Genomic DNA, 12,382 nt, shown 5'->3' with positions numbered 1-12,382 from the left:
GTCAGCCGAAAGCGATGCGAAGCCCGACGCTCGCCGTGGCCCCACCGGCGCTGAGGATGAAGTTATGCCGTCCTTCGTCGCGGAACACCATCTGCATCGGCAGGAACCAGAACCGATTCTCGCCGGTGAAGCCGGCACCGGGGATCTGAAGACCCCGCTGGTTGACGATATGTTCGCCGTTCGCGTCGAGGACTTCGAGCGTCGCGGGAAAGTCCTTACCGATGTCGTCGGGTCCCGTCTGTAGCAGAGCGACCAGCCGGCATTCAAGCATTCGGGTGTCGCGAGGGACCGTGCAGGTATCCCAGACGCCGCCGAGAATGTCGAGCATGTCTTCGCTGACCCGCGCGTACTCCGCGAAGAACAATCCGGTGATGATCATCGGCTTCCTCTCTCGGTCATGACTCGCCTCGAGGTAAATCTACCCACGGCAGCCGGCACGGTGTCCCTGTCAGGGGCCTTCGCTGTCGAGTAGGACACTGCGGCTGCCTTGCTCCTGCAGTGGCCGCGCGTTCTGTTCGATGACGGATCTGAATTCGTCGAGCTGCTCGGCCGAGGCCTGGACCGGAGTGGTCATGACGATCCACTGCACGCCCTCGGTGCACGGGGGAGTGGTTGAGGGACCCGGTGTAACGCACGTCCGTCCGGTTGGCAGGCAGAAGATCGGCGGGATCGAATCAGCGAGTTCCGCGGTTTCGCCGGCCGGAGGCATTCCATCCTAGTGGTTCCCCAGTGCAGTGGCCGGGGTTCGCGCAGCTGACTGGCTTGCGTCAGACTGTCAGAGAAAGCGAGGCACATCGATGCGGATCAAACACGTTCACGCAAGCAACTGGCGCAACTTCAAGTCGTTGGACTTCCCGCTGGACGATCGGATGTTCGTCGTGGGCCCCAATGCTTCCGGCAAGTCCAACTTGCTCGACCTTTTTCGCTTTCTCGGTGATGTGGCCGGCGCTGGAGGCGGACTCGCCGCCGCTTTCGACAAGCGCGGTGGACTGTCGAAGGTGCGCAGCCTTTTTGCGCGCAACCACCAGAGGGGCCGACTGATCATCGATGTTCAATTGCAGGACGGCGACAACTCTTGGCGCTACCACCTGTCCGTGCGGGGAGAGAAAGGAGGCCGGAATCGGCCGATTGTCGATGCCGAGCGGGTGGAGCTCAACGAAGAAGTTTTGTTGCAGCGTCCGGATAAGGTTGACAACGACGATCCCGAGCGGCTCACCCAGACTCACCTCGAACAGATATCGGCCAATCAGAGCTTTCGGGTCCTGGCCGAATACTTCGCGAAGTCGCGCTACTTCCACTTGGTGCCGCAGCTGATTCGTGACCCCTCTAGACTCGTCGGGACACCTGACAATGCATATGGTGGCGACTTCATCGCTCAAATGAATGCAGTTCAGCCTCGTATCCAGGCCGCGTGGCTTCGGCGAATGCAGGACGCGTTGAAGGCGGCTGTTCCGGAGTTCGAGTCCCTGAAATTGGAGGTCGACTCGGCAGGGCGTCCGCACCTTGTCGCCGGCTACCGCAACTGGCGAGATACGCCGGCACGTCAGAGCGAGGCGGACTTCTCGGATGGAACGCTGAGGCTGATCGGACTGCTTTGGACGTTGGTGAGTGCGCCAGCGAATGGCGGCGTGTTGTTGCTCGAGGAGCCAGAGCTTTCGCTGAATGCCGCGATTGTTCGTACCCTGCCAACAGTGCTCGCTGCGGCTCAGCGCGATCGATCGATGCAAGTGTTGCTGTCGACCCACGCTCCAGAACTGCTGGATGACGAAGGAGTACTACCGCGTGAAGTGCTTGTTCTTCGGGTTACGGGCGACGGCACCACCGCAACGCTACTTTCGGATATCGATGAAGTCGCGGACGAGCTAGCGGCGCAGTTGCCGACTTCAGACGTCGTCGATGGGTTGGTCTCTCCCCAGGACCTCGCAGGCCTCATCGCCGTGGGCCAGGGTAAGCGCCTTTGATAAACGTCGTCGTGGAAGGCGAGTCCGATCGGGAAACGGCCAAGGCGACCGTCAAAGCCGCCGGGCGCACGGTAGCGAAGGTCGTGATTACTGGTGGGAAAACTCGACTTGACCCAAAGATCCCAAACTACAACGAGGCCGCGCGCAGGTCCTCTTGGATAGTTTTTCGGGACTCGGACGGAGATTGCCCAGTTCGACTGCGAGCTGAGATGACGTCGTCGATTACGGTGTGGAGTCCGAACTTTTCCCTGCGCATCGCCCATTCGATGACGGAAGCGTGGCTGCTGGCGGATCGAGACGGCTTTGCGGATTTCTTCAACGTCAGAGTTGGGCGAATTCCGAAAGATCCTGAAGGTGTGCTTCACGCGAAGCGGGAGGTTCTGCGATTGTGTGCAGACTCGACCACTCGGACGGTTCGACAAGACATGGTGAGGTCGAGCGGTGAGATCGGACCCCTCTATGTCAGCCGGATCAACGAGTTCGCCTCGACAAGGTGGGATGCTGCGGCCGCCGCCGTCAACAGTGACTGTCTCACCCGAGCGATCCGGAGCATCCGCAGTCTCCCGTGAGAGAGTTCGCGATCACCGCTCTAGTAGACGTCAACTCGATCAGTGCGGCCGCCGTCGCCGCATCCCACAGGCTCGTCAACGCGTAGATCTGACGCTATGGAATTCTCCTTCCTGGCACGCCGACCCAGTTTGACGCCGACGATCTTCGCCAGCACGTCGGCCGACCCCTGCGGGGAACACGCGCGCCGGTGAGCGGTCTCGACCTGTCGAGCAGGCCGTTTATGCTGGCCGCGATGGATGACAATGATGATCTCGCCGAGCTCGATACCGCAGCCCTCGATGTCCTCCGAGAGCTCGGTCTGCTGAGCACCGAGGACTGGGCGAACGCCATGTCCGACCGAGGATTCGGACACCGACGCGACATGTACGAACTTGTCGACACCGTCGATTCGGTCGATCTGGCCTTTCTGCCGGACATGCGCAACATTGCTGTCGACGTTCTGTTGGATGGCCGCGTCCTCACTCACCGGCTCACTCAGCGGGAGGTGGCGTCGGACATCATCGTCGCGATCGACGACCTTTCGCCCATCACGACGCTCTTGCAATTTGCCGAAGATCCCGCTGGCCTTCGCGCGACTTACAGAGGTGTGGGCGACGACGAGATTTTCGCCAGTCTAGGCATCGATGACCCATTTTGGCCGCACAGCGAAGCGCTCGTACTCCCACAGGGGACACTGAGCGACTACGAACAGGGTGACCTCGTATCGCTCGTAGTGGTGGGCGGCGTGGTTCGGATTCGAGCGGTCGACGGCCCGCTGGAACAGATCGACGTAAGTGCCGCAGTGCGCGAGATTGTGCCCGAGGACACCACGGTCGATCGCGATGCTGTTGTGTACCAACTGATGCACGACCAACCGGACCTATTCACACAACCATGCCCACCGCTGTCCGAGATCTTCGCCGGTGCGGGGATCGAGCAGTCGGAAGACCTTGTGGCGCGAGCAGGATTCGAATTCGACGCCGCGATGGCCACCACTCGAACGAACATGGTCTCCAACACTCTCAAAAGTCGACGCCGCAGAGGCACGTGCACTCGTCCTGTTCGGTGACATCGTCAGGGACATTCGCGGCGAGATCGCCTGCGACGCCCAACAGCATGCCGAGGCAGCAGTTTCCGAGGGTGCGGATGCGCTTACCCCACTTGCTCGATCCGACGTCGCCGTGTTGGCACTGAACAGACACTTCGACAGCGATGGGACCGCGGAGCCCCTACTGTATGCGGCCGACGCGCTGCTGAGTGCAGGGCCTCGACGGGTGACCGCAGCCGCGTACTGGTTCCGCGCTAACGCGCTGGACAGACTTGGAGACGCATTATCGGCTGAGAAGGCGTTGGAGAAGGCACTCGACGCCGACTCGCATTTCGAGCCGGCGGTGCTGTCTCTCGCCGAGTATGCGTCGACGCGGGGAGATGCAGTCCGTGGACTGTCTCTGCTCGGACGTATAGACCCCGCCGCTGGCGCGGACCTACGGAATATGCAGGAGCCCTGCATCCCTCAGGATCGCCCTGATCTGGGGCGTAACGACCGCTGCTGGTGCGGTTCGGGTCGTAAGTACAAGGTGTGTCACCTCGGAAGGAACGTTCTGTCGCTCGAAGAGCGCGCACAGTGGCTCTACCAGAAAGCCAGTGGCTATGCGGCAACGGCGAATTCCGCAGATCTAATCCTCGGTCTGGCCCGAACACGAACGGCGCATCTCGGCGATCGTGACGATGTCTTGTCGAAGGCCTTCGATGAACCGTTCGTCAGCGATGTAGTGCTGTTCGAGGGCGGAAAATTTGCCGAGTTCGTGAGTTCTCATGGGCCGCTACTGCCGGCCGACGAGTTGATGTTGGCCCAGCAGTGGCTTCTGGTGGAGCGGTCGATTCACGAGATCGAATCGGTCAGCCCCGGAGAAGGCATGTCGCTGCGCGACATTTGTACCGGGGATCGACACGACATTAAAGAACGCTCGGCGAGCCGACAGTTGACTGCATGAGAATTCATCTGCTCGCGCGTCGTACCCGTCGGTGCAGAGTTTCAGATCTTCGGTGGCATCGAACCTGTCGATCCGGCGCAACGAACGAAGCTGATCGAGATCCTCGACGCCGACCCTGTCGATCCCGAAGATCTGGTGAGTTTTCTCAGTGCGCGGTTGGCTCCTCGCCGAATCGAAAATCGTGACGGCGATCCGGTGGCGTTGTGCGAGTCGGTCTTCGAGCTCGGTGAGGTCGGTGGACTACGGCGGAGGCTGAGCCGCAAATTCGGGGCCGCGGGGGGGAATCGCTGGTACTGGAAGGTCGGAACGAGCATCCTCGGAAGACTCACCCTGGACGGCACCCGATTGACGGTGGAAGCAATGTCCGAACGCCGAATGGACACGTTGATCGACGATGTGATGACCCTTCATCCGGATGCGGATCAGATGAGCGACAGGCGTTCGTCGGCAGAGGAAGCGATGGCCGAGACATTAGGGAATGGCGGAGAACCCGTCGAAATGGCTCCAGAGCTCATTGCGCTCCTCGAAGAGCAGGTTCGCGAATACGAACAGAAGTGGCTCACCGAGTCCATCCCCGCTCTCGAAGGTTGGACGCCACGCGATGCCGCGGCAGATCCGACTCGTCGCGATGATCTGATTCGTCTCCTCGATTCTTTCCCGGACGAGGAACGAACTGGTCCGATGAGCATGCGTCGACTGCGCGACATGCTGGATCTGTGAAAAACGCGTCGATGCTGCTCGCCTGAGATGCGCGAAGCACGGGCGGACGAAAGTCGATCGGCCGGTGCGGCGATCAAGGTCCAGTCAATCCCTATGGACCGCGATTGCGTCTACCGTGAGGGTTGCCGCGAACACCGATATCGCCGCCACGATCAGCGCGACGAAGGTGCACTCCGGTACGGGTGGCCCTGGAGTGTTGCCCAGTCATCGAGGGATGGTTCAGTCCCGGCCGCGGGGTCCGACGATCCAATCGAATGGAGACGGCGTCGCACCGATCGGCAAACGCCAGGCGCACCTGCGTCCGATCAAATGGAACCGATGCGCTGGTAGCTGCGTCCAACACCACGGATGGGTTCCAAGGACGGAGTGCTGTGAGCAAGATGCGATTGCTGATCGGGAGTGCGGTCGGACTGATGCTGGTGGCAACCGGCTGCGGAGGGGCGTTCGAAGGCGTGCCCGTTGCGGCGGCACCGTCGACGACATCGGTGATGACAACCGCTCCGGCGAATGGGGCGTGGGATCCGTGCACCATCCCGGACTCGGCAATCGAAGACGCGGGCTTGGCGGTGGAGACAAAGTCCTGGAACCTGGTGGGAGATCTGCCGATCTCTGAGGACTGGCTGACGTGTTTCTGGACCAATCCGCTGCCCACGCCGTGGTATCACCTCGGCATCTTCTCGTCCACTGAAAGCCTGGACTACCTACGCGAGCGGGGACCGTTCGAGAATTTCCAGCCGATCGAGGGGTTCGATGGCGTGCGCTTCCAGCGGACCATCAAGTACGACGAGGTCAATTGCGGCGTCGCTTTCGGACGCCCGGGCGGCGTCGTCTATCTGAATCTCGATGGGATTGCAAGGACACCAGCTCTCGCGGATCCGTGTGTCGAGGTCGAACGGTTGGCGCGTTCGCTCCGACCGTCCATGCCGGCATCGAACTAAAAGGAAGAAGAAGCGATGGGTTCAGAGACGAACGAGCTTGCGGTATCGATGCAGCAGTGGCAATCGCTGTCGATGCAAGCAGAGTCCGGACAGCTCGAGATCCCCGATGGCGTGGCGTTCCGGTGCGATGAGGTCTGCGCTGCGTACATCAGACACCTGACGGAAATGCTGGCGAGGACGAAAAACCTGGTCGACGTCGAGGCGTTCGGCACCCTCGATTCGGCTAGGCAGCTCGGGAGGAAGTTCGAGAAGATTGCCCACAGTGGCGATCGATCGTTGCGGGTCGTGCTCTTGCAACACATCGAGGTCATCGAGCTGATGCGGTCGGTGTTCAAGCGCTATTTCGACGAGGTGGAGTACACCGATCAGCGGACGTTGAAATCCATCGGCGAGATCGCGGAGGGTCTGAGCAAGTGATTTCATACCGGAGTTGGTGTGATCGGAGCTGGTCTACCGTCCGTCCGAATGATGCTGCGCTGGCGTCGAATCGGTAGTGAGCTACCTCTGGCTCGCTCAACCCAGCGCCCCTGTCAACTTCCTTCAGTATCGAGCAGAACGCTTCGGCTGCCTTGCTCCTGAAGGGGCCGAGCGTTCTGTTCGATCAGGGTGCGGAATTCGTCGAGTTGCTCTGCCGAGGCCTGTACCGGAGTGGTCATCACAATCCACTGCACGCCCTCGGTGCACGGGGGAGTGGTGAGGGATCCGGTGTAGCGCACATTCGTCCGATCGGCAGGTAGCAGAGCCGCGGGATCGAAACTACTGAGCTCCGCGGTGTCGCCGACGGGAGGCAGTTCGTCGAAGTAGTTTCCCAATGCTGCGTTCGCTGCCCCCCTTGTCGATCAGGACGCTGACGACGGTGATGCTTCCGTCTTCTGCGGTGTGCACCAGATGCAATTCGGCGTCGTGGCGGACGCCGTCCAGTTCGTGCTCGGCCGGTTCGTGGAGGTGGAACTGCGTCAGCGCAAAGTGCTTGTCGCCGAGGATCACCTCCGATCCGGGTGTCTTGTCCGCCTGTACCGTGTGTCTAGTGTTCTTCAAGGCGATAACGCCTGTGTTGTAGGCGAATTGGAGCGACGGAAGGTCTGCGGCGGTGGCGTCGTGGAGGTTGATCGGGGATTGGGCCGACGTGTCGGCGCAGGCACCCCAGTCAGGGCTGAGGGTCGGCCACGCGTCGGGGTCGAGTTCGCCGTCGTACTGGAATTCGGTCGCTTGCTGCGCCCCTGCTTCTTCCGCTGCAGCGGCGGCGCTTGCTGCAGGTGTGGTCGTGTCAGTGCTGGATTCAGCGCTGGGCGTATTCGAGCACGCTACGAACAGGAGCGGGACGGCCGCGACAAAGGCAGCACTGCGAGCAAGGCGAAGCATAATTCCTCCCAACTAGATGTAGAACGCACCTAACGAAATATGTCTATCACACTGACCGATTGCCGCTTCGATGGCGGGCGGAGTGCGAAATCGATCCGAACTCGGGGCGATCCGATCCATCGGATGGTGCATGTCGTACCGCGCGTCTACGCTCGGAGGTGGTTCATGAGTGGCAGCTGTCGGTACCTGGCCGGCTGTCCGGCAACCCCGTCTCCATCGACAGGGTGCCCCAGGGGAAGAACCGGCGCGTCCCGCAATCGCAGGCGCGCAAGTCGATGGAGGGTTGCACCTCCAGAATGAGGTGAACAATGTCCGGTAGTGACGAACTCGAAGCAGCACAGGCGAAGTGGGAACCCATTCCGCCGGAACGCCGTCGTACCTGGTGCCAGACGCTACTGAGTTACCCGCCGATTTGGTACGGCGTGTTCCCGATGCTCGAGACTCGGAGGCTGGTACTCGAAGGCGGGTACGCCAATGCCGAAGCTTGGATCGAGCTCGCGAAACGTGCTGAGGCAGTGGGTTTCACGCCTCAGACGTGGCTGATCTTTCGGCAGAGTCTCGAGCCGTCCTATCTGAAAGGTCGTTTTCCTGCGCATCCAGAGAACATGCCCAAGCGGCGTGGGAACGGTGGTGTCGAGACGGTGGTCGTCGACCCCGAGGACTTTTCCGTATGGCCATGGCTGTTCGAGGCGGGGTATCGCGCGGGCGAGGCGACCTTGCAGACGCTGTCTCGCTGAAGCCGTCTATCAGCCGTCGGCGTGCGGCTTCTCAGTGGAACCGCGGGCGTCGCTGCTGCGTCTGATGCTGTGGGGCGGCGCTCGGGCCGCGTCGGGGAGGGGCGGAAATGGCAGTTCCAACTGATTTCCCACCAGTGGTCTACGTGCCGTGCGTCGAATCGGTGGCCACGCCCTACGAAGACGGTTTGGGTAGCGTCGGCGACGCTATCGGTGATGGTGCTGCGGCAGTTGCCGACACGGGGTCGGCAATCGGCGAACTGGCGACAGGGGCGTGGGATGCGATTTTCTGACGTGCAGACCAGTGAAGTGCGGCGCTGGGTGGCATCGCCTGGGTCGATGATCGCTCGAAGCGCGATCTTCGGGGTTGCGGCGCTGATTGCTCTGTACTTGTGCGTGGTGGGTGTCGTGGAGGGAATGATCGCCCCTGCGCTGTCGACATTCGGATTTGCTGTATTCTGCATCAGCACAATGGCTTTCGCGTGGACCAACGTCCCGTCGATTAAGACAGGCTCTGACGTCGGCCCTTGGGTGCAGGGATCGACTGTGCGCTACAACCCGGTGAGCTTGAGGTTGCTCGTCGTGGTGGTCAGTTCTCTGTCGACCTGCGTGATCGCGATGGGTTTCACCTCGGGTGGGGTGGGGTGGGATGGGTGCTTGCGGCGATGGGGCTTTCCATGGCCTCGCTCCTGATTCCAATCCTGTTGCGCAGTATTCGCAACGGCTACCTCGAGCTCTCGGACGACGGTATTCGCCACCGCGGCTGGGCATTCGACATCCAGGTACCGTGGGCGGACATCCGAGACACCGCTGTGGTCGTGGAGTCGTACCCGTTGGTTCTGGTGAGGGTCGACGAGTTGGCGAAGATGAACCGTCGCTTCACAACCTTGCTCCGGAGAATCGAAATTATGCCGAAAGGCAAGTACATCGAACTCGACTGCAGACGCTTCGATATCCACCCGGTTGCGCTTGAACAGTGGATTCGCTTCTACATCGACAACCCGGAGGCCCGAGTCGAACTTGGAACCGATGCAGCAGCAGATAGATTGACGGGCGTCGGTGTACAGCGCGCCTGACCGAACTGTCCGAGGTCATACACGAGTTCCGGTACGCCGGATCCGGAAATCGTTGCGTACGAGTTGATCGGACCCCTTTTGCCGAGATCCGATTCGGGTTCCATGGCTTTGCTCTACGGCCACGCGGGTTGCAGTCCGCCTGGCCGGTCAGGCACCGCCATGGTGGCGTTGTCAACGCGGATCCAGAGGCGGCACAGGCGTTCCGGCCCGAGTCCGCAGAGTGAGGTCACAGCCCAGCGCATTCGCGATGGCGATCGCACCGTCGAGTTGGATCGAGTCTTTGCCGCCTTCGAGAGCTTGGACCGTCGATCGCCCCACGCCGGCAAGCAATGCCAACTCAGCCTGAGTGAGGCGTAACTGAAGCCGACGTGCGACGAAGGCGTCGGCCACCTCGCTCGAATATCTCCGGCTTCGTCATCGCGGATCGGCCATATTCGCTCCTTGTGCTTGCGAGTGCATGCATAGGTGAGGGTACGCCTCATGGTTGAGGCGCCACATCCGGTTATGCCTGTGAACGACGGCATAACGCCGTATCCGAACGTCGAATCGCGCGTGTCGGTGGTCCGTTCATTGCGATACTGAATCGACATTGCCTGTACCGGGGACGGGCCCATGCAGTCTCGACCGGCTCGGAGTTGGCATGTCCACGAGAACGTTCATTGCAATCACCGCAATAGCTCTGGTCTGCGCCGGCTGCTCGAGCAGCCCCGACGAGACACCGAGCGAAGCTGTTCCTGTCACGAGCAGTTCCAGCGTCACTGTGTCGGCATCGCCTACCTCCAACGTGGACGTGCCGGCGGCACCTGAGCCGCCGCCTGTTCCTCAGCCTCAACCAGTCACCTACGAGTGCGGCGACTTGGATCTGTATCAGTCCGGCACTGCCCTGTACTCAGACGGAACGACAGGGTACGAAGCCGAATGCGACACGTACGTCGCGCCGGCACCGCCTGAATTGAGATACTGCGATTACGGCGGCACCGCGGTCTTCACCGATGGGTCGTACGAGGTGAACGACCCGAGATGCGCGGCGACCGCGCCGGTGCCCGATGCAGGGTATCCGTACAACGAATCCGAGGATCGAAACGGCGATGGCGTCGTGAATGGCTACGAGCGGTGCGGAGTCCTGTGCGGAGAAGAACCCACCAGCGGGGACATACAAACCCAGTACGGCTGCGAGCAGGGCTACATCACAGGTCCGCAGTGCGAATAGATTGACCCGTGTTCGGCATTTGCCGTATTGCCGGTGACCCGTGCGGCATAGTGACCACCACTGTCCGTTTGCGTCGAAGGTGGAACCTCCGTGGGGAATGCAGTGAAGACCGGACGCGACAAGTGGGTCGTCGTCGATGTCGAGACCTCAGGTCTGAAGGCATCCCGTGATCGGGTGCTCAGCGTGGCCGCTATGACGGTCGACGAGGACGGACGCGTGGGACGCGAACTGTCGACTCTGGTCAACCCGGGCTGCGATCCCGGTCCGGTACACATCCACAAACTGACGCCCGAACGGCTTGCCGGCGCGCCGACGTTCGACATGATCGCCCCGCAGCTCATGGATCTGCTCGACGGTCGAACCATGGTCGCGCACAACGCAAGTTTCGACCATGGCTTCCTGAAGCTCGAATCGATGCGTGCGGGCATCGACATGCCGACGAAGCAACGGTTGTGCACCGTGGCATTGTCGAGGCGACTACAACTCGACACTCCCAACCACAAGCTATCCACCCTGGCTGCGCACTGGAAAGTGCTGCAGTCCAATGCACACGACGCCTACGACGATGCCCGCGTGCTGGCGCAGGTGTTCACTCACAGTGCTCGACTGGCCAGGTCGCTCGAACTTCCCCTTCCCGTCGTCACGTGCACCGAGCGCCTGACGCTGTATCCGGACACCGTTCCTCGAACGCATTGCACGTGGGAGAACCCCGGTCCACTTACTGAGGACGGCGCTCTGATTCAGGGCATGCGAGTCGTGATCAGCGGCGACACGCGGATTCCGCGGCTGCGTTTGGCTGCTCAGCTCACCGAAGCGGGCTTGGACGTGATGAACTCCGTCAGCAGGTTCACCAGTGTGGTGGTGTGCTCGGATCCGACGACTGAAAGCAGAAAGGTCGAACGGGCTCGGGCCCATGGACTTCGGATCATTTCGGAGTCAGAACTGCTGGACTTTCTACGGAACGTGCAGCCAGGAATGCCGAAAGAATCTCTGCCGCAGGCCCAGCCGAAGCCACGCGTGCAGCACCTCGATCCAGTCTTAAAGCCTTGGCAGTCAAGAAGGGTCTTGGTCATGGGTGGTTCGCATGCCGATTCTGTGCTGATGCGTTCCCGTCTGATACAACTCGGTGCGACACCGGCTGTGAATCTCAGCGCTGGCGTGACCGACATCCTGATTCTGGACGGCGGAGACGGAGATCCCCGGATGCCGAAAGTGAAAGAACGGGATCTCACACTGCTGACGCCCGCCTTGATCGACCGCGAACTGAAGATCGAAATGCCTGCGCCGCTTCCTGCCCGGCGATCCCGAATCGCTCCGCTGGTGCCACGTGGTGGTGTTGTCGATCTGGATCCAAGCCTCACCATGCTGACTTTGAACAGTTCGTGGCGGGCCGACGAGTCCGATCAGGTCGGTGTCGACGTCGTCGCATTACTGGTCAACGACGACGAGTTGGTCTCCAGTGACGAGGATTTCGTGTTCTACAACGCTCCGGCCACCTCGGACGGTGCCGTCTCGATGTCGATCGACGGGGACAGTGAGCAGGGTGTGCGGATCGATCTGGGACTTGTTCCAGAGGAATGCTCGCGCATCGTCATCGCCGCGGCTGTCGACGGCGACAAAACGTTCGGTGATGTCGGCGCGGTCTCGGTATCGCTCGATGGGCTGGAGTCGACGGTCGCCACAGCGGTGCTCGATGCGGCCACAACGGAACAATCGATGCTGTTGGCAGAGATCTACCGCCGGGGGAGCGGTTGGCGCTTCCGACCCATCGGCCAGGGCTACGACGACGGATTGGCTGAACTGGCTGTGCGATACGGCGTGGAGGTCGACGAATAATC

The 12,382-nt window shown here is 61.3% G+C and carries 16 protein-coding genes and 1 riboswitch; of the genes, 11 read left to right on the top strand and 5 right to left on the bottom strand.

From position 1 onward, the window contains the following. Position 1: 1 nt before the first annotated feature. Together R4P57_RS18845 and R4P57_RS26840 are read right to left on the bottom strand one after the other, a co-directional pair. Positions 2-379, bottom strand: coding sequence for a DUF6941 family protein (locus tag R4P57_RS18845; protein WP_032384867.1), 378 nt, complete (start codon positions 377-379; stop codon positions 2-4). 69 nt (positions 380-448) lie between these two features. Then, positions 449-709, bottom strand: coding sequence for a carbonic anhydrase family protein (locus R4P57_RS26840; RefSeq protein ID WP_411742393.1), 261 nt, complete (start codon positions 707-709; stop codon positions 449-451). 88 nt (positions 710-797) lie between these two features. Between R4P57_RS26840 and R4P57_RS18835 the strand changes: the two genes are divergently transcribed. The 6 genes from R4P57_RS18835 to R4P57_RS18810 all read left to right on the top strand — a co-directional run bounded on the left by R4P57_RS18835 (position 798) and on the right by R4P57_RS18810 (position 6,579). Beyond that, on the top strand, positions 798-1,961 hold the full coding sequence (locus tag R4P57_RS18835; protein ID WP_317804350.1) for an AAA family ATPase: 1,164 nt from the start codon (positions 798-800) through the stop codon (positions 1,959-1,961). A gap of 802 nt (positions 1,962-2,763) precedes the next feature. Continuing rightward, positions 2,764-3,579 (top strand): hypothetical protein, encoded by an 816-nt coding sequence (locus tag R4P57_RS18830; protein ID WP_317804349.1) that lies wholly within the window; start codon positions 2,764-2,766, stop codon positions 3,577-3,579. A gap of 205 nt (positions 3,580-3,784) precedes the next feature. Then, positions 3,785-4,504, top strand: a complete 720-nt coding sequence (locus R4P57_RS18825) for an SEC-C domain-containing protein (RefSeq protein ID WP_317804348.1) — start codon at positions 3,785-3,787, stop codon at positions 4,502-4,504. 135 nt (positions 4,505-4,639) lie between these two features. Next, the gene (locus tag R4P57_RS18820) at positions 4,640-5,224 is read left to right on the top strand and encodes a hypothetical protein (RefSeq protein WP_317804347.1); all 585 of its coding nucleotides are present in this window, start codon (positions 4,640-4,642) and stop codon (positions 5,222-5,224) included. 380 nt (positions 5,225-5,604) lie between these two features. Further along, entirely contained in the window at positions 5,605-6,162 is a 558-nt protein-coding gene (locus tag R4P57_RS18815; RefSeq protein WP_317804514.1) for a DUF3558 domain-containing protein, read from the top strand. 15 nt (positions 6,163-6,177) lie between these two features. Then, entirely contained in the window at positions 6,178-6,579 is a 402-nt protein-coding gene (locus tag R4P57_RS18810) for a hypothetical protein (protein ID WP_317804346.1), read from the top strand. Positions 6,580-6,692: 113 nt separating this feature from the next. Here the strand turns inward: R4P57_RS18810 and R4P57_RS26835 are convergent, their stop codons facing one another. Both R4P57_RS26835 and R4P57_RS18805 read right to left on the bottom strand, forming a co-directional pair. Beyond that, complete coding sequence (locus tag R4P57_RS26835) at positions 6,693-6,974, bottom strand: carbonic anhydrase family protein (RefSeq protein WP_411742392.1); 282 nt, start codon at positions 6,972-6,974, stop codon at positions 6,693-6,695. After that, positions 6,919-7,524, bottom strand: coding sequence for a carbonic anhydrase family protein (locus R4P57_RS18805; protein WP_317804345.1), 606 nt, complete (start codon positions 7,522-7,524; stop codon positions 6,919-6,921). Before R4P57_RS18805 ends, R4P57_RS26835 begins: the two co-directional genes overlap by 56 nt. A gap of 161 nt (positions 7,525-7,685) precedes the next feature. Beyond that, positions 7,686-7,804, top strand: a riboswitch (SAM riboswitch). A gap of 28 nt (positions 7,805-7,832) precedes the next feature. Here R4P57_RS18805 and R4P57_RS18800 point away from each other — a divergent pair. The 3 genes from R4P57_RS18800 to R4P57_RS18790 all read left to right on the top strand — a co-directional run bounded on the left by R4P57_RS18800 (position 7,833) and on the right by R4P57_RS18790 (position 9,334). Further along, positions 7,833-8,261 carry a mandelate racemase/muconate lactonizing protein gene (locus R4P57_RS18800; RefSeq protein ID WP_317804344.1) on the top strand — a complete coding sequence of 143 codons (429 nt, stop codon included), beginning with the start codon at positions 7,833-7,835 and terminating at the stop codon, positions 8,259-8,261. Between the two features lie 107 nt (positions 8,262-8,368). Continuing rightward, on the top strand, positions 8,369-8,551 hold the full coding sequence (locus R4P57_RS18795; protein WP_317804343.1) for a hypothetical protein: 183 nt from the start codon (positions 8,369-8,371) through the stop codon (positions 8,549-8,551). 384 nt (positions 8,552-8,935) lie between these two features. After that, the gene (locus R4P57_RS18790) at positions 8,936-9,334 is read left to right on the top strand and encodes a hypothetical protein (protein ID WP_317804342.1); all 399 of its coding nucleotides are present in this window, start codon (positions 8,936-8,938) and stop codon (positions 9,332-9,334) included. A gap of 171 nt (positions 9,335-9,505) precedes the next feature. Here the strand turns inward: R4P57_RS18790 and R4P57_RS18785 are convergent, their stop codons facing one another. Then, entirely contained in the window at positions 9,506-9,724 is a 219-nt protein-coding gene (locus tag R4P57_RS18785; RefSeq protein WP_317804340.1) for a helix-turn-helix transcriptional regulator, read from the bottom strand. Between the two features lie 250 nt (positions 9,725-9,974). Here R4P57_RS18785 and R4P57_RS18780 point away from each other — a divergent pair, with 250 nt between their 5' ends. Further along, positions 9,975-10,544, top strand: coding sequence for a hypothetical protein (locus tag R4P57_RS18780; protein ID WP_317804339.1), 570 nt, complete (start codon positions 9,975-9,977; stop codon positions 10,542-10,544). Positions 10,545-10,634: 90 nt separating this feature from the next. Next, on the top strand, positions 10,635-12,380 hold the full coding sequence (locus R4P57_RS18775; protein ID WP_317804338.1) for a TerD family protein: 1,746 nt from the start codon (positions 10,635-10,637) through the stop codon (positions 12,378-12,380). Positions 12,381-12,382: the final 2 nt, after the last annotated feature.

Origin of the sequence: Rhodococcus sp. IEGM 1330 (assembly GCF_033142445.1) — a bacterium.
Classification (GTDB): Bacteria; Actinomycetota; Actinomycetes; order Mycobacteriales; family Mycobacteriaceae; genus Rhodococcoides.
The sequence above is the reverse complement of the archived record's forward strand: the minus strand, read 5'-3'. Positions and strand labels throughout refer to the sequence as shown.

Coding starts and splice junctions, on each gene's coding strand:
- R4P57_RS18790 (WP_317804342.1), top strand. CDS start 8,936: ATGGCCTCGCTCCTGATTCCAATCCTGTTGCGCAGTATTCGCAACGGC.
- R4P57_RS18835 (WP_317804350.1), top strand. CDS start 798: ATGCGGATCAAACACGTTCACGCAAGCAACTGGCGCAACTTCAAGTCG.
- R4P57_RS18810 (WP_317804346.1), top strand. CDS start 6,178: ATGGGTTCAGAGACGAACGAGCTTGCGGTATCGATGCAGCAGTGGCAA.
- R4P57_RS18830 (WP_317804349.1), top strand. CDS start 2,764: ATGGATGACAATGATGATCTCGCCGAGCTCGATACCGCAGCCCTCGAT.
- R4P57_RS18800 (WP_317804344.1), top strand. CDS start 7,833: ATGTCCGGTAGTGACGAACTCGAAGCAGCACAGGCGAAGTGGGAACCC.
- R4P57_RS26840 (WP_411742393.1), bottom strand. CDS start 709: ATGCCTCCGGCCGGCGAAACCGCGGAACTCGCTGATTCGATCCCGCCG.
- R4P57_RS18805 (WP_317804345.1), bottom strand. CDS start 7,524: ATGCTTCGCCTTGCTCGCAGTGCTGCCTTTGTCGCGGCCGTCCCGCTC.
- R4P57_RS18795 (WP_317804343.1), top strand. CDS start 8,369: ATGGCAGTTCCAACTGATTTCCCACCAGTGGTCTACGTGCCGTGCGTC.
- R4P57_RS18780 (WP_317804339.1), top strand. CDS start 9,975: ATGTCCACGAGAACGTTCATTGCAATCACCGCAATAGCTCTGGTCTGC.
- R4P57_RS18815 (WP_317804514.1), top strand. CDS start 5,605: ATGCGATTGCTGATCGGGAGTGCGGTCGGACTGATGCTGGTGGCAACC.
- R4P57_RS18845 (WP_032384867.1), bottom strand. CDS start 379: ATGATCATCACCGGATTGTTCTTCGCGGAGTACGCGCGGGTCAGCGAA.